The following is an 18,304-nucleotide window of genomic DNA, read 5'->3' on the forward strand; positions in this document are numbered from 1 at the left end:
TGCCGGATAGTCGGCAGGTGCCGAAATGGCGTCGATCCTATGCTAGGACGTCATGTAAGACGTTGCCTGCTACGTCCGTCAACCGGAAGTCGCGGCCACTGTACCTGTACGTCAACTTTGTGTGATCGATGCCCATCAGGTGAAGGATCGTCGCGTGAATGTCGTGAACATGAACGGGCTTGTCCACAACTTTGAATCCGAAGTCGTCGGTCGCGCCGTAGATCGTCCCGCCCTTCACCGCTCCGCCGGCCAGCCACATCGTGAACCCGAAGGGATTGTGGTCTCGCCCCTTCTTCGCATTGCCGCCGCCGCCGCCCACTTCCCGCACCGGCGTACGGCCGAATTCCGAGCCGCACACCACTAGCGTGTCTTTCCACAACCCGCGTGCTTTCAGATCCTTGACCACCGCTGTGAACGCCTGGTCAGAGTTCTTCGCATTCACCTTGTGCGCCATGATGTCGCCGTGCGCATCCCACGGGTCGCCCTTCGAGTAGTAGAGCTGCACCATCCGGACGCCTTTTTCCAGTAACCGGACGCCCGTCAAAGCGCCGCGCGCCACCGGACCAGGGCCGTACAGATCCAGCGTTGCCTGCGATTCCTTCCTCACATCGAAGACCTCGGGCGCCTCGGTCTGCATGCGGTAGGCGATCTCCATCGACTTGATCACCGCTTCCACCTGCGGGTCCGTACCCTGCTCGGCGCTGCGGATTTTCTCAAGCTTTGCAACGAGATCCAGCTCGCGACGCTGCTCAGTCAACTCGAACTTGGGATTGTTGACGTAACTGACAAGCTTCTTCGGGTCGAAGTTCTTCTCGACCACGACCTTCTTCATCTTCTCGTCAGGCTTGCCGTCGGCCGTCATCGGCTCCATCGGCGGCGCCTCGCCCTCGGGCACCTGCACCTTGTTGGAGATGTACGTCCCCTGATGGATCGCCGGCAGGAAGCCGTTGCTCCACAGAGGCGGCCCGACCGTCGTGGGCACGTCGGGACAAAGCACTACGAAACCGGGCAGATTCTGGTTCTCTGAGCCCAAACCGTACGTGATCCAGGCGCCCAGCGACGGCCGGCCCGCCTGGTTGGCGCCCGTGTTCATCATCAGGCACGACGGTTCATGATTCGGGATCTCGGTGTAAACCGAGCGGATCCAACAGATATCGTCTACCACCGTGGACAGGTGCGGCCACAGGTCGCTCACATCCATGCCGCACTGGCCATGTTTTTTGAACGTGAACGGTGATTTCATCAGTTCACCGGTTCGGCGCTCGGTTTTCACTTGGTTTCCAGGCAGCGGCTGGCCGTCGTACTTGTCCAGGGCGGGTTTCGGATCGAAACTGTCGATGGTGGACAGGCCTCCGTTCATGAACAGGAAGATAATCCGTTTTACTTTCTGCGGGTGGTCCAGTTTGTAGCTGGCCATCGATCCATCGGGCCCCAGGACGGCCCCGGCACGCGCCATCGACTCGCCGAGCATTCCGGCGAAAGCCATCATTCCAAAGCCATTACCGACCCGGCGCAACGCCTCGCGGCGCGTAGTTGGATTGCGGGACTTATGATCTGACATGCGGAAAACCGGGGCTCCTTCAGTTAATAAACAGGAATTCGTTCGAGCTCAGCAGGACCTTCACATAGCGGCCCCAGGCGCTCGGCTGGTACTTCGGTTCGTTGGACCCCGCCCCGCCCGGCCCACGCCGGCCTCCGGGCATCACCCCGCCCATCATGCCCATGCCCATCATCTCGGGGGCCGGCATGCCTTCGGCAGCTGCTGCGGGCGCGGGCATCTGGTCTGCCCCCGCTCCGCCGGTCTGCGCTTCGGGCATATCGCTGGCTGTCTCCGTGGGCACAGGTTCTTTCTTTTCAGTGTCTTTTGCGTCACCGCCAGTCTTGGCAGGATCGCCCTTCTTGGGCTTCTCCTTGGCCTTTTCCGCCTCACGCTTCTTGGCCTCTTCGTACTCCGTCAGAGGCTCCTTCTTGAGGTAGTCGAGCGCCAGCGTGATCTCTTCCAGCTTCGGTTCGCGGCCATAGACGATCTGGTACGCTTTGCGCACCCGAGCTTTGTTGTCGGCCTCATTGGCGACTTTCTTGACCACCTCTTCCGCTTCCACTTGAACGAAGTCGCTATTCATCATGAACAAACGCTGAAGTGGAACAGTGGTCGTGAACCGCTTCTCGGCGCTGATGGCCGGCGTCGGGAAGTCGAAAAGCTGCAGGTACTGGTCGAGCTTATAGCGGCTCACCTTGCCATAAACAGTACGCCGGGTGACGGCGGGTGTGAGTTCAACAGAAGGTCCGCCGAGAGCATCGTCAAGATTCCCGGCGACAGCCAGAATGGAATCGCGCAGCTGTTCCGAGTCGAGACGCTTCTTGTTGGCGCGCCAGTAGAGGCGGTTGCCCGAGTCTTTGGCGGCGGCAACGGCGTCGTTTTCCGTGCTCAGCTGATACACCGAGCTGAGCATGATCTGGCGGTGTAACTTCTTGATGGATAAGCCGTTTTTGACAAACGAGTCGGACAGGTATTCGAGCAGTTCGGGGTTCGACGGCCGCTCGCCGGTGATTCCGAAGTTGCTGGGACTGTCGACCAGGCCGGTATCGAAATGCGACTTCCAGATGCGGTTGGTGATGACGCGCATCGCGATGGGCTGCTTGACGATGTCTTCGGCCAGTTCGAGGCGGCCGCTGCCCTTGGAATAGGCCTTCGGTTCCGTCGGAGTCAGGACAGAAAGGAAGTGGCGGGAGACCTTGTCGCCCAGGTTGAAGGGGTCGCCGCGCTGTGCCACCTGGAGGTCGATGGGGCTGTCAGAGTCTTTGACTCCATGCAGATACGGGTAATGGGGTTCGAGCTTCTTGCGCTCCGCCGTGAGGTCGTTGCGCAGCATTTCGAGCCGCGCGCGGGCTTCGCCGCCGATGCGGGATTCCAGGCCCCAGCCCCGGAACAGCAGCACGCCGGGCTTGCCGAAGCGGCCCGAGGCAGCCATGGCGGCCGGGTCGTCGGCTTCGCTGAGTTCGCGCTGGAAGATCTCGGTCCAGAAGGCGTTGGCCTCTTCCGGCAGCGACTTGAGCTGCAGCGAGCAGCCCGGGCAGAAGTCTTCGTTGGTGACGAAATTGGAAGGTTTGTTCGTCCGCTTCTTGGGCTTGGTGCCCTCCATCGCCTTGCTGGCAATGACTTTATTCTCTTCGTTCAGCTCGTTGCGGGACAGCATGACGCCGACCAGATCCTGCTGGAACTTCTCGGCGGCGGCCTTGGCGGCGGGGGGCGTGCCGCCCTTCTTCATCATTTCCTGCCAGGCGACCTTGTATTTGTACTTGTCGCTGACCTTGCCCATGTAGGTGGTCCAGCGCTCCAGCAGCTCGTAATCGAGCTTGCGGGCATCGACCACCTGCGACTTTTCCTTCTTCTGGGGACCAGTGACTTCCCACACGGCTTGCAGGTAGTTGGCGGTCTGGAGGGCCAGGCTCTGGGAGAGCTGGGTGCTCTGGTCTGACTGGAATTCGCCCAGCATTTTCTGTTTCTTATCGATTTCGTCCTCGAGCTTGGCGTAGCTGTCGACGACTGATTTCGGGGCGCGCGGATACTCTTCGTAGATGGTGTTCTGGAAGATGCCGGCCAGTGAATAGTAGTCGGTGGTGGGGATGGGATCGTACTTGTGATCGTGGCAGCGGGCGCAGGCGACGGTCATGCCGAGGAAGCCGCGGGTGACGACATCGACCCGGTCGTGGCGTTCGTCGGCGCGGGTGACTTCGGTGGAGCCGTTGTCGTAATACCAGGGGCCGAGGCCCAGGAAACCGGTGGCGGGCAGGGTTTTGTGGCGGACCGCGGGGTCCATCAAATCGCCGGCCAACTGCGCCTTAACGAACTGATCGTAAGGGAGATCGTCGTTGAAGGCCTGAATCACCCAATCGCGATAGACATGGGCATTGGGGTAAGGGTTGAGGCCGCGGCGCATGGGGTCGAGGCTGCGGTAGTCGTCTTCGGCATAGCGGGCGACGTCGAGCCACACGCGGCCCCAGCGTTCTCCATAGGAGGGCGAGGCGAGCAGGCGGTCAACGACTTTGGCGAAGGCATCGGGTGAGGCGTCTTTTTCGAAAGCCTGAATATCCTCGAATTTCGGCGGCAGGCCGGTGAGATCGAGGTAAGCGCGGCGGATGAGATCGCGCTTTGTGGCGGCCTTGACTGGCTTGAGACCTTCGCGTTCGAGGTGGGCAAGGATGAAGCGGTCGATGTCGGTTTTGGCCCATTTGGAGTCCTTCACGGCGGGCGCCGGGGTGGGATGGATGGGCTGAAACGACCAGAAGGCGCGTTGTTCGGCGCGGATGTTGTACTTGCCGGCTTCAGTTTTGGAGACGGAGGTGGGGGCGGCGGCTTTGGGCCAGACGGCGCCTTCCTTGACCCAGGAGACGAGAGCGTTGATCTCGGCTTCTTTCAGTTTGCCGCCCATCGGCATCTTGTAGGCGGGGTCTTCGTGACGGACGGCTTTGATGAGGAGGCTCTTGTCTGGATCGCCGGGTACGACGGCTGGTCCGCGTTTACCGCCTTTTTGGAGGGCTTCGGCGCTGTCGACACGAAGTCCGCCGAGCTGCGACTGAGTGTGGCAGCTAAAGCAGTTATTGGCCAGGATGGGGCGGATGGTGGACTCGAAGAACTCGGGGGAGTTGGCGCGAGTGGTTTGGGCGAGAGAGGGGTAGGCGGCGAGGAGCACGCCAGGCAGTAGTAACTTAAGGGGCCGTGACGAACAGCGCATAGGGATGATTCCGAGTAAAAAGAGCGGGCAGTATTGCCGCCGACGGGGCTAAGCGTAGTTCGACTAGGAGCTGGTCTGTTAAGGGACCAAAAGATGTATACGGCTTGAGATCAGTTGTATCTGTTCCAGTATTGGTTTGTCAACGAATATCGAGACAAGCGTCAAGCGGGCCGGATTTCCGGGTTATACTGGGGATCCAAACGGCCATGCCAGCCGCCCGCCCCGCCGCTCTGAATCCAAACCCCTGAAAGAGCTATAGCGCGATGCACCTGTCCGTATCCCTATCGATTATTTTGATGCTGTTGCCCGCGGCTGCGCCGAAGACGGGGGTGAAGACGCCCGGCGTCCAGATCCCCTTTGCCAACTTGAAAAGTGAAGCGCAGATCGCGGTGGTGGGCCTGTCGGGCGTGCCGGTGATGACGATGATGGCGTTCGCTCCGCAGAAGGGCACGGGGGCGCTGCTGCGAATTGACGCCAAGACGAATAAGCCGGGGGAAGCGATTGGCGGGTTGGACCAGCCGTGCGGGCAGATGGTGTCGGCGTTCCGGAGCCTGTGGGTGCCGGGCTGTGGCAAGAAGGGACTGCAACGGGTGGACGCGCGAGCGGGCAAGGTGAGTGCGACGGTGCAGACGGGCTTGGCAGGCGAGGGCGTAATTGTGGCGGCGAGCGAAGACAGCCTGTGGGTGCTGGCGGATGCGCGGACGAACCTGATGCGGATCGATCCGGAGGGCAACCGCGTGGTGTCGGAGCTGCGGCTGCCGGCGGGCTGCTCGGCTGTGCTTTCGGCGGAGAGCGCGGTGTGGATCGCGTGCCCGCAGCAGGGCAAAGTGCTGCGGCTGGATCCGAAGACCGAGGTGATCACGAACCGGATTGAGACGGCGGCGGGGCCGGTGGCGCTGGCTTCGGGCGCCGGTTCGATCTGGGTATTGTGCAGGAACGAAGGCAAGATCTCGCGGATCGATCCGAAGACGAACAAGGTGACGGCGACAGTGGAGTTGGGCGTGCCGAATGCCGAGGGGAGCCTGGAGTTTGGGGAAGGGTCGGTGTGGGCGAGCGTGCCGGGTTTTCCTGTGATGCGGATCAATCCCGAAACGGACAAGGTGGTGCAGCAGTTCACGGGTGAAGGCGGCGGGCTGCTGCGGTTTGGGCTGGGCTCGTTGTGGCTGGCGGACGTGAAGGGCGGCCAGTTGCTGCGCTTCGACCCGAAGCGAGTGGTGGCGACACTGGCGGAGTAGATCCCCGTCGCAGGCGGCGCTATAATCGCGGCGGAAGCGCTAGCGATGAACACGGCAGTACGGCGGCATGCGATGGCCTGGGTGGCCCTCACCCTGGTGCTGGCGCTGCACGTGGCGGACGAAGCGGCGCACGACTTCCTGGGTTTCTACAATCCTTTCGTGATGATGCTGCGCGACGTGCTGCTGATCCAATGGCTGCCCACCTATGAATTCGGCGAGTGGCTGGCCGGGCTGATTATGGCGGTGGTGCTGCTACTGATCGCTTCGCGGGCGGCCTTCCGCGGGGCGCGCTGGATCCAATGGGCCTCGCTGCCCTACGGCGTGATTATGCTGCTGAACGGCTGCGCGCACATTGGGGGTTCGCTGTACTGGCAGAGGATGGTGCCGGGGGTGTGGTCGGCTCCGCTGCTGGTGATCGCCGGTGCGTGGCTGTTGATCAAGGCTGCCGCAGCGTTACGAGCGTAGCGCCCCAGCCGCCGGCGCCTTCGGGCGCGTCACGGAATTCCAAAACAAACGGTGTGCGTTCCAGAGTCTTGCGGACCATTTCGCGTTGTACGCCGATGCCTCGGCCGTGGATGATTCGGAGGGCGGTGAAGCCGCGGGCGTGGGCCTCTTCGAGATAGGCCTCGACGGCCGCCTTCACATCACGGGGCGCGAAGGGGTGAAGGTCGAAGACATCGGTGATGGGGACCTGAACAGGCTCATTTTCGGAATTCATGGATTTCGAAGATAGGGACGCCGTGGCGGTCGCTGATCACCTTGTAGAGTTCGTCGCGGTAGCCGCGTTCGGCGGCGAAATCGAGCAGTTTTTTGCGGACGCCGACGAACGCCTCGTGGCCTTCCGTGTGGGTGACGAAGACGGTGGAGGGATCGGCCATATAGCGTTCGAGGTGTTGGACGTTGAGGGGCGCGGGCAGATCGATGACGATGGCGTCGCTGGTGCGATGGAAGCCGATTTTGCCGTTGCCGTAGAACTCGACCTGCTGGGTGATGCCCCAATCGGCGCCGAAGAAGAGTTTGCCGGGACGGCTGCCGATTTCGGTGACGAGGGGGCGGATGGCGTCGCTCCAGATGACGGTGGGTCCGCAGGCGATGAAGTGGGCGAGGTAGGTATTGAGGACGGTGAGGTTGGAGACGACGCAGAGCAGGACGAGAGCGGCAGCGATGCGGAAGCCGCGGCGCGGCCAGCGGCGGTAGATCTCACCGACCATCAGGCCTGCGAGGATCTGGGGAATAGGAAGAAGCAGGACGGTGTGGTGGGCGGAGCCTCCGGCGCTCTTGGTGAGCAGCATGAGGATGTAGGTGAAGAGGCCGCCGAGCACGAAGAGGAGCGCCGCTTTTCGATTCGGGCCGTTCCAGCAGAGGATGGGCGCGAGGATCAGCGCCAGGACGAGCAGGATGTGCTGGAAGCTATTGCGCGGGTTGCCGAGTTTGCCGTTGAAGAAGAGGGGGATCTTCTCCCACATCTTGAGGTTCTGGACGGGCCCTTCAGGATCCTCTCGCACGATGTAGCCCATGAGGCCGCTGCCATCGAGAGTGCGGTCGAGCATGGCGAGTTTGTCGAGCGGGTGCTGCTCGTCCATCTCGGTGTTGGCGGTGATGGTGCGCAGTTTATGGATCTTGTTGTAGTAGAGGAACGGGGCGGCGCCGAGCACGAAGCCCAGGATGACGGCGGCGAGATGGCGTCGGTTTTTGGCGAGGGCGAGTAACTGGCGCGGGAAGACGGCGAGGAGGGCGACGGAAAAGCCACCGAGGAGCCAGATGAAGAGGGCCTTATCCCAGAGGGCGAGGCCGGCGCAGAGGGAGCCGAGGAACAGCCAGCGGCCGCGGCGGTCGTCACTGAAGCGGAGGAAGGAGTAGATGGCTCCGGTGAAGAGGATGTGCTGGAGGGCGACGGGTCCCCAATCGAAGACATCGGTGAGCAGGAAGAGGGCGTCGGTAGCCAGGAGAAGGGCGAGGAGGAAGGCGGTTTTCCAGCCGCTGAGCCGTTTGAGGATGAGGTAGAGGAGGAAGACGGAGGCTCCGCCCATGAGGAGGACGGGGATGCGGAGGGTGGCGTTGCCGGCTCCAAAGAAGTGGAGGATGGGGGCGTAGATGGCGGCCTTGAGGGTGCCGATATACGTCATGAGCATGATGGGCACCTTGACGGCGCCGAACTTCATGGCGTACTCGACATATTGCGGGCTGTGGATCGACATGACGAAGAGCGTCTCGTCGTACTGCGCGCCCGGATAAGGGATGAAGATGAGGCCCAAGGCGAGGAACAGCCCGCAGGCGAGGAGCCCGGCCAGATAAGGCAAAGATCTTTGAAACATTACTACCCGCCGATGGAATACATGGGCCGAGGCGGAGCGACGAACTTGGCGGTGTTGATCTCGTGGCCCTGCCACTTGGCCCACACCACATCACGGATGACCTGCCGGATGGCATCGTCTCCGGCGTTTCCGCGCAACAGACCCTTCACGTCAGTCTCTTCGATTGCAAACAGGCAGTATCGCAGCTTTCCATCCGACGTAATGCGGAGGCGATTGCAGTTGAGGCAGAAGGGGCGGCTGACGGAGGCGATGAAGCCGATGGCGCCGCCGCCATCTTTCCAGCGATATTCGAGGGCCGGGGCGCGGGGGTCGGGGTCGGGCATGACTTCGAGGGGCCCGATGCCGGCTTCCAGCAGGCCGATCATTTCGTCGGTGAGGAGCACTTTGCGGTGATCCCAGAGGCCCTGGGCGTCGAGGGGCATGAACTCGATATAGCGGATTTCGATGCCGCGCTCGCGGCCGAATTGGGCGAGGGGGACGATGTCGGGCTCGACCAGATTCTTCACGGCGACGGCGTTGATTTTGATGGGCCCGAAGCCGAGCTGCTGAGCACGGTCGATGCCGGCGAGGACGCGGGGCAGGTCGTCGCGGCGGGTGATCTGGTGGAAGCGTTCGCGGTCGAGGGTATCGAGGTGGACATTGAGGCGGCGGAGCCCGGCGGAATAGAGATCCTGGGCCTGTTCGGCGAGCAGGACGCCGTTGGTGGTGAGGGCGATGTCGTTGACGCCGGGGATGGCGGTGAGTTTCTCGACGAGGACGGGCAGGTCCTTGCGGACGAGGGGTTCGCCTCCGGTGATGCGGATCTTGTTGACGCCGAGGGAAACGGCGACGCGGGCGAAGTGCTCGATCTCCTCGAAGGTGAGGATTTCCGAGCGCTGCATGAACTGGACGCCCTCTTCGGGCATGCAGTAGAAGCAGCGGATATTGCAGCGGTCGGTGACGCTGATGCGCAGGTTGTCGTGGATGCGCCCGAAGGTATCGATGAGAGGATTGGACGCGGGCGGCATCGGGGGTCCTTTCGACTTAGCGCAGGGCGAGCATGCGTTCGACGGGGCGCCGGGCGCGATCCATCAGTTCAGCGGTTAACTCCACGCGCGGGGTGAGGTCGCGCAGGCAGTCGCGCAGCTTCTCGAGCGTATTGCGCTTCATGTAGGGGCATTCGCTGCAGTTGCACTGCTCGTTGGCGACGAAGTGAAAGGTCTTTTGCGGCGCGAGGCGTTCGAGGGAGTGGCGGACGCCGCTCTCGGTCATGATGATGAATTCGTTGTGCGGGTGTTTGACGCACCAGTCGATGATGGCGGAGGTGGAGCCGATGAAGTCGGCCAGGCGGAGGACGTCGGCCGGGCACTCGGGGTGGGCGGCGACGAGGGCGGTGGGGTGTTCGGCTTTGGCGGAGGTGACGCGGCGCGCGGGGAAGGTGGCGTGGACGATGCAGGCGCCCTGCCAGATCTTCATGTTCTCGCGGCCGGTCTGCTGCTTCACATAGTTGCCGAGGTTGATATCGGGCAGGAAGAGAATGGGCTGGCTGGCCGGGATGGAGTTGACGACCTGCACGGCGTTGCGCGAGGTGCAGAGGATGTCGCTCTCGGCCTTCACCTCGACGGAGGTGTTGATGTAGCTGACGATGGCGTGGTCCGGGTGGCGGTGTTTCCAGGCTTTGAGCTGATCGGCGGGGCAGGAGTCGACCAGACTGCAGCCGGCCTCGCGGTCGGGTACGACGACGATGCGATCGGGGTTGAGGACCTTCGCCGTTTCGGCCATGAACCAGACGCCGCAGAAGGCGATGACGTCCCCTTCGAACTGTTGAGCCTTCCGGGCGAGTTCCAGGCTATCGCCGATGGAGTCGGCCAGTTCCTGGATTTCAGATTCCTGGTAGTGGTGCGCGAGGAGGATTGCCTTGCGGTCGCGCTTCAGATCCAGGATCTCTTCCGCAATGGTTTTGGTTGCCAGCATGGGCGTAATCTGACTTTATTGTATCAACGGGGCTGGCGGCGCACAGGGCAAGCGCCGGCGAGACAGGGCCGGTGTATACGCGAAATAAAACGATACGACATTTAGGAGAGATTCGGAGTGGTGCGCGTGCGCCGCTAAAGAGGACAGCGGTGTCCTAAGAGTGGGACATTCTGTCCGCATTGCCCGTGTCTAGATCGTGTGTCTGGCGAGTACTATACATATAAATCAATAACTTACACCAATCTTGAGATAGGCCAACATGGCCAGGAACGTGCGGTAATTCTGGCATGAGTGCCACTCCTTTGCGTGTCGTTGTGATTGCCCCGCATGCGGCCATGGCCTCGGAACTCCGCGCCCGATTTATAGAGGAGGTAGGATTCGAGGTGGTCACGGTCCTCGGGTCCTATCCGGGTGCGGAGAGGCTGCGGCTGACGCTGGATCATTTCCAGGCGGACTCTTTGTACATGCAATGTGATGATCTGCCGGCGTCGATGGCGTTGTTGCAGAGGCTGCAGGGGATTGAGTTCCGGGGACCGGTGGTGGCTTGCGCGATGAGGCACCAGCCGGACGCGGTGATCGATCTGCTGCGCAGCGGCGCTTTCGATTATCTGCACATGCCGTTGGACGAGTTTTCGTTTCGGGAAGTGGCGGCGCGGGTGGAAAGCCGATGTCCGCGCAATTCAGAGAGTTTTCTCCAGAGTGGCGCCCGGGTTGTGGGTTTTACGAGCAGTAAACCCGGCTCTGGCGCCACAACCCTTGCCACGCAGGCGGCGTTTGCGTTGCGGCGCGGCAGCGGGCGGCGGGTATTGTCGATCGACTTGAATGTTCTGTCGGGCACGACCTCGGGCTGGGCGGAGTCCATGGTGCATCCGTTTGATGTGGTGGACGCGGTGGCGGCGCTGCCGGCGGGCCGGCGGTGCTTCCGCGAAGTGATCCAGTTCAATGGGGTGAGCATGTTGCCGGCTCCGGCGATTCCGGAGGCGGACTCGGTGCCGGTGGACGCGTTGCGCTCGTTGTTGGAGATGGCGCGGCAGTGTTTCGATTGGGTGGTGGTGGATTTGCCGTGTGCGGCGTCGCCGGAGACGCTGGGGGCGGCGGCGCTGATGGATGACGTGGTGGTGGTGACGACTCCGGAGCTGGCAAGTTTGAATACGCTGCAGAGGAATACGCAGTTGCTGTATGGGGCGGGGGTGGAACCGGCCTCGCTGCATGTTGCCCTGAACCGGACTTCGAAGCGGGACCCGTTGCAGCCGGAGGCGATTTCAGCGGCTTTGAAGATGCACCTGTCGTGGGTACTGCCGAATGATTATTTCAGTTTGCAGGCAGCGGGCCAGTTGGGATTGACGGGGGAGAGTGCGCTGGCGCTGGCGGTGCGGAAGATGGCTACGGATTTCTGCGGGACGCCGAAGGTGCAGGGGATGGCGGGCGATGGGCTGGCTGGGGAAGTGAGTTTGGCTGTGGCGGGGTAGGGCTGCGGGTTTGGGGGTTTGGGTGGGGGAGTACGGTTGGGTATCCGCTCTCTTACGATCGCGGCTCCGTTTGCGGTGCGGCTCCGTTTGCGGTGCGGCTCCGTTTGCGGGTGGGGTTAGTGCTTTTCGATGTCGCGGTGGGCGACTTTGGTGGCGTAACCGGCTTTGGCCAGGCGCTTGTTGATATCCTCTGCCATCATCACCGACCGGTGCTGGCCTCCCGTACAACCTATTGAAATGGTCAGGTAGCTCTTGCCTTCGGCGGTGTAGTGGGGCATGAGGTAGAGCAGGAGGCTGGAGATGCGCTCCATGAACTCGACGGTCTGGGGAAAACTGCGGATGTAGCGGGCGACTCCGGCGTTTTTGCCGGTGAGGTTCTTGAACTCCGGGATGTAGTTGGGGTTCGGCAGGAACCGGACGTCGAAGACGAGATCGCTTTCCGGCGGAACACCGTGGCGGAAGCCGAAGCTCATGACGTAGACGCGGAGCTTGGCTTCTTCGGAGGCTCCGAAGTTCTCGATGATGCGTTTGCGGAGCTGGTGGACGTTGAGCTCAGTGGTGTTGATGACGTGATCGGCCAGGGCCCGGATGGGCTCCAGGGTACGGCGTTCGGAGCGCACGTTGCGGAGGACGCTGCGGTCACCGCCGAGGGGATGGGGGCGGCGGGTTTCGCTGTAGCGGCGGACGAGCGAGTCGTCATCGGCGTCGAGGAAGATGAGGCGCGTGGAGATGCTGCGCCGGATTTTTGCGAACACCTCGGGAAATTGCTGGAGTTGTTCGCGTTCCCGGATGTCGACGACGAGGGCGGCGCGCCGGATGTTGGGCGAGTCGCGGGTGAGTTCGGCGAATTTCGGTATGAGGCCGAGGGGGAGATTATCGACGGAATAGTAGCCGTGATCCTCCAGAGTTTTGAGGACAGTACCTTTGCCCGAGCCGCTGAGACCGGTGATGATCACCAGTTCGGGCTGTTGATCCCGTTTCGGTTTCTCTCCCACTCGTCCTTACTTAACCCCTTGTTTCTAAGGCCTAAGCCTCGACCAGGTCCACTTTTCCGTCGCGGCGGCGGATGAGGACGCTCACCTTGTCGGTCTCGGAGTCGCGATAGACCATGTAGTCGCGATCCTCTTCCATGGCGATCATTGCTTCGTCCACGGTCATGGGTTTGCCGCTGGATTTGCCGTTCGCCTTCACAATTTTAGAAGGCTTGGATTTCACCGGCTTGGCTTTGCTGACCTTGGCCAGCGGTTTGGCGGCCGCCGCGAGGACGAGCGGTTCAGCGATTTCGGCGGCGGTGCGTTTGGTGCCGTCGCGTTTGGTATCGCGCCATTTTTCGCGATTCTTGAGGGCCTGTTTCTCGACCTTATCCACAGCTTCCATGGTGGCCGTGAACTGATCGGTTGCCGCTCCGGCGCCGACCAGCGTGTGGTCATAGAAGTTGACACGTACCTCCGCGTGCTGCAAGTGGCGTTGGACGCTCAAGATGACTTGAGCTTCCTTTTCGCCACGGCGCTCCAAAAGCTTGGAGAGCCGTGAGAACGCCACGGCGAGCTTACGCTCCTGCGACGGATTCAGCTTGTCCTGCTTGCCAGTAAAAGTGATTTTCATGGCCGTGCCTTTCTCCTTCGCCCATTCATCGATCGCGGGAGGACGAAACTATAGGCTAGTTTCGGACCCGGCGATGGTGGGTGGAGGGAATCTTCATATCCTCGCGGTATTTGGCCACCGTACGGCGCGTAACCTGGATGCCCTGAGCCTGGAGCTTAGCGGCAATCTGGTCGTCGGTGAGAGGTTTGGCGGAGTCTTCTTCCTCAATCATTTTCTTCACCATGCGCTTTAAGGTCTGCAGCGGGATGCCGCCGCCCGAAGGACCCTGCACGGCCTCTGAAAAGAAGAATCTCAATTCAAAGACACCTTGCGGGGTGTGGGCGTACTTGCCGGCAACCGCCCGGCTGACCGTCGAGGGGTGGACGCCGATTTCTTCAGCGACGTCCTTGATCATCATGGGCCGCAGTTCGTCGATGCCTTCTTCGAGGAATTCGGACTGGCGGCGCACGATGCTCTGGCAGACCTTCAGGATGGTCTGCTTGCGTTGTTCGATATTGCGGATGAGCTGGAGAGCCGACTGGAAGCGCTCTTTGATGTAGTTGCGGGTATCCTTGTCGGGTTCCTGCTCGCGATCGAGGAGACGGCGGTAGCCGCCATTCAACCGCAATTGGGGGAGGTCTTCGTCGCTGATCTGGATGACGTAGTCGTCGCCATCCTTAAAGATATAGACGTCCGGTTCGACCTGGCGGGCGCCGGGGCCGGAGTAGCGGATGCCGGGCTTGGGGTCGAGGTGGCGGATGACCTCGAGGGCGATCTGGATGTGCTCGATGGGGCGGCCGAGGAGGCGGGCGAGTTCCTTGACGCTTTTGGACTCGACGAGCTTGAGGTGATCCTTGACGATCTGCCAGGCGACGCCGTCGCGGCCGTTGCGGCTTTCGATCTGGAGCAGGAGGCACTCCTGGAGGGAGCGCGCGGCGATGCCGGCGGGTTCCAGGCACTGGACTTCTTCGAGGGCGGCCTCGAGGCTGTCCATGGTGTAGCCTTCGGTCTCGGCGATTTCGTCGAGGGAGATGCAAAGGTAGCCGGTGTCGTCAAGATTCCCGATGATGGCGTCGGCGGCATCCCGGACTTCCGGATCCATGACGAGCAGGGCCAGTTGCTGGCGGAGGTGCTCCGTGAGGGTGACGGGGGAGGAGAGGAACGTCTCGAACGAGGGTTTGTCTGAGTCCTCGGAGGCGGGTGAGCGGAAGCCGGGATCCATCCACTCGTCGAAGTAGTTGCCGAAGTCGATCTGTTCGAAGGGATCGACGGCCTGGGCGGCGTCGGTGGAGACCTGGGTGTCGTAGTCGGAGGCGGCCTGGGCGGCGGGCTCGGCGCTTTCGGGGGCGTCGAAGCCGTCGGACTCGCCCTCGTAAGTGGCGGCGGCGGCGTCCTTGGTGACCTGGAGCACGGCCGCGTCGGACGGCGCCGGATCGCGTTCCAGTTCCAGCAGCGACTGTACTTCGGCAGGGGTCAGGTCTTCCCCGATCTCCCCTGTGTCTTCCAACACGGGGTTTTCGGCGATTTCCTGGGCGATCATTTCACGCAGTTCCAGCCGGTTCAACTGGAGTACCGTCACCATCTGGACAAGCCCAGGGGTGAGGATCTGTTTCTGCTTGACCGCGAGCTGAAGTCTCGGAGAGAGCAGGCTCATCTGAACCTCATCATAGCGCAGAGCCCCGGTATGTCCAGCCTTTTCGCCCGGCCGGGGAGGCGGCTAGGAGCCGAGCTCGAAGCCTTCGCCGAGGTAGATGCGGCGGACGTCGGGATCCATGGCAAGAGCGGAAGGGGTGCCGGCGCGGAAGATGCGGCCGTTGTTGATGATGTAGGCACGGTCAGTGACGGCCAGCGTTTCCCGTACGTTATGGTCAGTGATCAGGATGCCGATGCCGTTCCTGCGGAGGTCGGAGATGATGCGCTGGAGTTCGAGGACCTGGATGGGATCGATGCCGGAGAAAGGTTCGTCGAGGAGCAGAAATTGGGGATTGATGGCGAGGGAGCGGGCGATTTCGACGCGCCGCCGTTCGCCGCCGGAGAGCATGTAGCCCTTGTTCTTGCGGACGTGTTCGAGGCCCATCTGCTCCATGAGGAGTTCGAGGCGTTCGCGGCGTTCGCGGCCGGAGATGGGCAGGGTTTCGAGGATGGCGAGGAGGTTCTCCTCGACGGAGAGCTTGCGAAAGACGGAGGCTTCCTGGGGCAGGTAGCTGATGCCGACGCGCGCGCGCTCGTACATGGCGAGCGGCGTGATCTCCTGATTTTCCAGATAGATGCGGCCGGAGTCGGGGCTGACGAGGCCGACGATCATATAGAACGATGTCGTTTTGCCGGCGCCATTGGGACCCAGCAGGCCGACGACTTCGCCCATCTCCACGGAGACCGAGACGCTGTCGACGACCCGGCGGCCACGATAGGTTTTCGAGATCTCTTCGGTACGAAGCGTGCGGCGCAGGTCGCCGTTTCCGTTGATGCCCACTACCTGTATTATCCACGAAGGTCCGGCAAAAGACTCATCCCATTGACGAGTTGACGTTTGCGGCGAGCGGTTACTTCTTCTTTTCGTTGCGGTTGACGCGGCTGACGGACTGGCCGGAGCCGGTATTGTCGACGGTGAGTTTGTCCTGGCGGGAGTACCAGATGATTTCGTTGCCGCGCGTGGTGCCCTTTTTGGAGTCCACGACGACGGGGGCTCCGCCATTGAGGATGATTTTGTCCTCATCGAGGTAGTACTCGCCGTGCTCGCCATTGCCGGTGCGGGTGCGGCCGGGGCTGCGCTGGACCATCTCGACTTTCCCGTCAGCAAACATGTGGTCGAGCTTGGTCTCGTCGCCGCCGTCCTTCGAAGGCTCGACCTCGAACCAGGCGCGGAGCTGGCTGGATTTCACGTTAAGGTCGGGGCGATCGAGGGTGACTCCGCCGGTGTAGGTGGCGAGTTTGGTCTTGTCGTTGTAGACCATGGCGGGCGCCTTGACGACGGTGAAGACGTTGGCTTTCTTCTTTTTGGCGGCGGCCGCGGCGTCGGCTTCGCCGCGCTGGTCGGGCAGTTCGCTGATGACGTCGCCGGTGGCCTCGAGCGTTTTGGCGGTCTTATCGATGAAGATCTCCCTGGCCTGGAGGCGGCTGCTGGCCTGCCACATGATGGCGTTGCCGGAGTAGTGGATCTTCTGATTCTTCTCCTGGGTCGTCATTTTGGCGGCGCGGGCCTGCAGTGGTTCCTTGGCCGAGAGCATGCCTTCGCTGGTGTCCTTCTTATCAGGCAGGCGGGTGGAGGAGACGTTGCCGGTGGCGGTCATATCGCCGGATTTCTGGTCCAGCAGGATCTGGTCGGCGGCGGTGGAGCCGGTCTCGTCCCACATGCGGCCGCGTCCATCGAGGGTGATGAGCTCCTTGTCGGCATCCATGATGGCCTTGTCGGCGGTGGCGCGGCGGGTGCCTTCCTCGTACTCGAAGTTGTTCCACTGCTCGAGGCGGGACATCTGGCCGGTCTTGGGGTCGAATTCGGCCTGGAGATCCTGGCTCCTGGTCAGGGTGATGACGGGCTTCTTCAGTTTGTCGTTCGGCTTGGGATCGGACTCGGTGCGGGTGTTGACCTTGACGGAGCGGAATTTCTCGATGGCATTGTCGGGGCCGTAGTCGATCCAGATGCGCTCGCCATTCATGATGCGGTGGCGGTCGCCCTTCTTGGCGGCGAGGAACTCGACCTGGCCGGGCGCGAGGGTTTCCACCTTATCAATCTCCTTGCCGCCGGGCCGCATATTGAGATCGATTGCTTCGCTGGTGAGGATGCGGGCGCCGCGGGGTGGAGCTCCCGGCTTCTGGGCAGCCTGGGACTCGACACGAGCCCGGCCGCGCGCGAGGACGTGTTTGAGGGTGCTGCCGTCGTCCTGACTCTTGCTGCCTTCGCCCGGGACGTCGAAGTCCATGTCGAAGCGATTGGCGGTGACGGTGGTCTTGCCGTTGGGGCTGGTGGAGACGAGTTTGGCATTCTCCGAGGCATCGAGTTTCTGGAGCTCGGCCTTGGGTGTGAAGTACATGTTCAGGAAGTCGGCCTCGTACTCGACGAGGCGGGTGGGCATCTGGTCGCGGCCGACGGCGGACTTGGCTTCGACGTGGTCGAGGAGGCCCTGCTTGAGTTTGACGACGGTGTCCTTGGCGTCGAGGGTAAAGCCGGCGCGCTGGAGCTTGGCGTAGGGCGAGAGGAAGATGTCGGTGGTCACCTCGTTATAAGTGAGGGTGCCTGACTCGAGGTGCATAGGCGGCTTTTTGTCGTCCTTGCCGCGCCAGTCCAGTTTCACCTCGGACTTCATGAAGAGGATGCGATTGGAGGGGTCGTAGGTAGCACCGACGCATTCGCCGTTGCCCTGGTCGAATTCAAAGGTTGCCGCGCGTTCGGTATTGACCTTGGACGACTTGACGTCGAGGGTGACGCCGGAGGTGCGGATTTTGAGGAGGCGGCCGGAGGGGGCGCCATCGACGCCGATGTTCGTAGTGATTTCGACTTCGCCTTCGGAGTACATGAGGCCGCCCTGCTGATCGAGGGAGGCGCGTTTGCTTTTGACGAGGTCGTACTTGGCGCCGGTCTTGTCGTGGATCTCCATCTCGAGGTCTTCAAAGAGGATGGCCGGCGGGTCCTTGATCTGCTGCATGTGTTTGGAGCGGATTTTGAGGCGGGTTTTGTCGCCGGAGGTTTTCTCCCATTCCCAGGCTGGGGAATCGAAAGCGGTATTGGCGGGGAGGGGGGCGGAGGTGTGGGGGCGGTTCTTGCGGATCACCTTGCGCTGGGCGATGAAGATGAAGGAGACGACGCCGATGATGGAGACGATGGCGAGCAGGATCAGCCAGCGGGCTCGCCGGAGCATGCATTCAGCATAGCATTTTGGGGTTGGGGGGAACGGGCTGCGGGGCGAAGATCAGGATATTAGTGTACGACGCTAAGATTTTCTTCCAGCCGCTTCGCGTTATAGCCTCGATCAGTGTTTGCAATGGGTTGCGATGCAATTTTATTTGGTTTGTTT

14 protein-coding genes are annotated in these 18,304 nt (G+C 61.9%); 3 read left to right on the forward strand and 11 right to left on the reverse strand.

The window, feature by feature from the left end; all coding sequences use genetic code 11:
• Positions 1-37: 37 nt before the first annotated feature.
• Positions 38-1,561: a DUF1501 domain-containing protein gene (locus tag ACR9Y2_RS03820; protein WP_435039731.1), complete on the reverse strand. Its 1,524-nt coding sequence runs from the start codon at positions 1,559-1,561 to the stop codon at positions 38-40.
• A gap of 19 nt (positions 1,562-1,580) precedes the next feature.
• On the reverse strand, positions 1,581-4,736 hold the full coding sequence (locus ACR9Y2_RS03825; RefSeq protein WP_435039732.1) for a PSD1 and planctomycete cytochrome C domain-containing protein: 3,156 nt from the start codon (positions 4,734-4,736) through the stop codon (positions 1,581-1,583).
• Between the two features lie 263 nt (positions 4,737-4,999).
• On the opposite strand from ACR9Y2_RS03825, the gene ACR9Y2_RS03830 reads away from it, so the two are divergent.
• Positions 5,000-5,971: a Vgb family protein gene (locus ACR9Y2_RS03830; RefSeq protein WP_435039733.1), complete on the forward strand. Its 972-nt coding sequence runs from the start codon at positions 5,000-5,002 to the stop codon at positions 5,969-5,971.
• A gap of 45 nt (positions 5,972-6,016) precedes the next feature.
• On the forward strand, positions 6,017-6,436 hold the full coding sequence (locus ACR9Y2_RS03835; protein ID WP_435039734.1) for a hypothetical protein: 420 nt from the start codon (positions 6,017-6,019) through the stop codon (positions 6,434-6,436).
• Here ACR9Y2_RS03835 and ACR9Y2_RS03840 read toward each other — a convergent pair.
• From ACR9Y2_RS03840 to nadA, 4 genes are read right to left on the reverse strand one after another with little or no spacing between them, the layout of a single operon-like run.
• A complete protein-coding gene (locus ACR9Y2_RS03840; protein ID WP_435039735.1) occupies positions 6,408-6,689 on the reverse strand; it encodes a Smr/MutS family protein in 282 nt (93 codons plus the stop codon). The two genes, ACR9Y2_RS03835 and ACR9Y2_RS03840, sit on opposite strands and share 29 nt — an antisense overlap.
• Complete coding sequence (locus ACR9Y2_RS03845; protein ID WP_435039736.1) at positions 6,673-8,286, reverse strand: ArnT family glycosyltransferase; 1,614 nt, start codon at positions 8,284-8,286, stop codon at positions 6,673-6,675. The genes ACR9Y2_RS03840 and ACR9Y2_RS03845 overlap by 17 nt, the downstream gene beginning before the upstream one ends.
• 2 nt (positions 8,287-8,288) lie before the next feature.
• Positions 8,289-9,293, reverse strand: coding sequence for a GTP 3',8-cyclase MoaA (gene moaA, locus ACR9Y2_RS03850; protein WP_435039737.1), 1,005 nt, complete (start codon positions 9,291-9,293; stop codon positions 8,289-8,291).
• Between the two features lie 16 nt (positions 9,294-9,309).
• On the reverse strand, positions 9,310-10,239 hold the full coding sequence (gene nadA, locus ACR9Y2_RS03855; protein ID WP_435039738.1) for a quinolinate synthase NadA: 930 nt from the start codon (positions 10,237-10,239) through the stop codon (positions 9,310-9,312).
• Positions 10,240-10,526: 287 nt separating this feature from the next.
• On the opposite strand from nadA, the gene ACR9Y2_RS03860 reads away from it, so the two are divergent.
• Positions 10,527-11,708, forward strand: a complete 1,182-nt coding sequence (locus ACR9Y2_RS03860; protein ID WP_435039739.1) for an AAA family ATPase — start codon at positions 10,527-10,529, stop codon at positions 11,706-11,708.
• Between the two features lie 116 nt (positions 11,709-11,824).
• On the opposite strand, the gene rapZ is transcribed toward ACR9Y2_RS03860, so the two are convergent.
• From rapZ to lptC, 5 genes are all read right to left on the reverse strand, one after another.
• The gene (gene rapZ, locus ACR9Y2_RS03865) at positions 11,825-12,703 is read right to left on the reverse strand and encodes an RNase adapter RapZ (protein ID WP_435039740.1); all 879 of its coding nucleotides are present in this window, start codon (positions 12,701-12,703) and stop codon (positions 11,825-11,827) included.
• Positions 12,704-12,734: 31 nt separating this feature from the next.
• Positions 12,735-13,313, reverse strand: a complete 579-nt coding sequence (locus tag ACR9Y2_RS03870; protein ID WP_435039741.1) for a ribosome hibernation promotion factor — start codon at positions 13,311-13,313, stop codon at positions 12,735-12,737.
• A gap of 55 nt (positions 13,314-13,368) precedes the next feature.
• On the reverse strand, positions 13,369-14,946 hold the full coding sequence (gene rpoN, locus ACR9Y2_RS03875; protein WP_435039742.1) for an RNA polymerase factor sigma-54: 1,578 nt from the start codon (positions 14,944-14,946) through the stop codon (positions 13,369-13,371).
• 63 nt (positions 14,947-15,009) lie between these two features.
• The gene (gene lptB, locus ACR9Y2_RS03880) at positions 15,010-15,765 is read right to left on the reverse strand and encodes an LPS export ABC transporter ATP-binding protein (protein ID WP_435039743.1); all 756 of its coding nucleotides are present in this window, start codon (positions 15,763-15,765) and stop codon (positions 15,010-15,012) included.
• A 70-nt stretch (positions 15,766-15,835) separates the two neighbouring features.
• Positions 15,836-18,148, reverse strand: coding sequence for an LPS export ABC transporter periplasmic protein LptC (lptC, locus tag ACR9Y2_RS03885; protein ID WP_435039744.1), 2,313 nt, complete (start codon positions 18,146-18,148; stop codon positions 15,836-15,838).
• Positions 18,149-18,304: the final 156 nt, after the last annotated feature.

Source organism: Paludibaculum fermentans (assembly GCF_051172195.1).
Classification (GTDB): domain Bacteria; phylum Acidobacteriota; class Terriglobia; order Bryobacterales; family Bryobacteraceae; genus Paludibaculum; species Paludibaculum fermentans_A.

What these genes read in the sequence shown, in the direction of transcription:
- ACR9Y2_RS03820 (WP_435039731.1), bottom strand. Translation starts at nt 1,561, where the DNA reads ATGTCAGATCATAAGTCCCGCAATCCAACTACGCGCCGCGAGGCGTTG.
- ACR9Y2_RS03825 (WP_435039732.1), bottom strand. Translation starts at nt 4,736, where the DNA reads ATGCGCTGTTCGTCACGGCCCCTTAAGTTACTACTGCCTGGCGTGCTC.
- ACR9Y2_RS03830 (WP_435039733.1), top strand. Translation starts at nt 5,000, where the DNA reads ATGCACCTGTCCGTATCCCTATCGATTATTTTGATGCTGTTGCCCGCG.
- ACR9Y2_RS03835 (WP_435039734.1), top strand. Translation starts at nt 6,017, where the DNA reads ATGAACACGGCAGTACGGCGGCATGCGATGGCCTGGGTGGCCCTCACC.
- ACR9Y2_RS03840 (WP_435039735.1), bottom strand. Translation starts at nt 6,689, where the DNA reads ATGAATTCCGAAAATGAGCCTGTTCAGGTCCCCATCACCGATGTCTTC.
- ACR9Y2_RS03845 (WP_435039736.1), bottom strand. Translation starts at nt 8,286, where the DNA reads ATGTTTCAAAGATCTTTGCCTTATCTGGCCGGGCTCCTCGCCTGCGGG.
- moaA (WP_435039737.1), bottom strand. Translation starts at nt 9,293, where the DNA reads ATGCCGCCCGCGTCCAATCCTCTCATCGATACCTTCGGGCGCATCCAC.
- nadA (WP_435039738.1), bottom strand. Translation starts at nt 10,239, where the DNA reads ATGCTGGCAACCAAAACCATTGCGGAAGAGATCCTGGATCTGAAGCGC.
- ACR9Y2_RS03860 (WP_435039739.1), top strand. Translation starts at nt 10,527, where the DNA reads ATGAGTGCCACTCCTTTGCGTGTCGTTGTGATTGCCCCGCATGCGGCC.
- ACR9Y2_RS03870 (WP_435039741.1), bottom strand. Translation starts at nt 13,313, where the DNA reads ATGAAAATCACTTTTACTGGCAAGCAGGACAAGCTGAATCCGTCGCAG.
- rpoN (WP_435039742.1), bottom strand. Translation starts at nt 14,946, where the DNA reads ATGAGCCTGCTCTCTCCGAGACTTCAGCTCGCGGTCAAGCAGAAACAG.
- lptC (WP_435039744.1), bottom strand. Translation starts at nt 18,148, where the DNA reads ATGCTCCGGCGAGCCCGCTGGCTGATCCTGCTCGCCATCGTCTCCATC.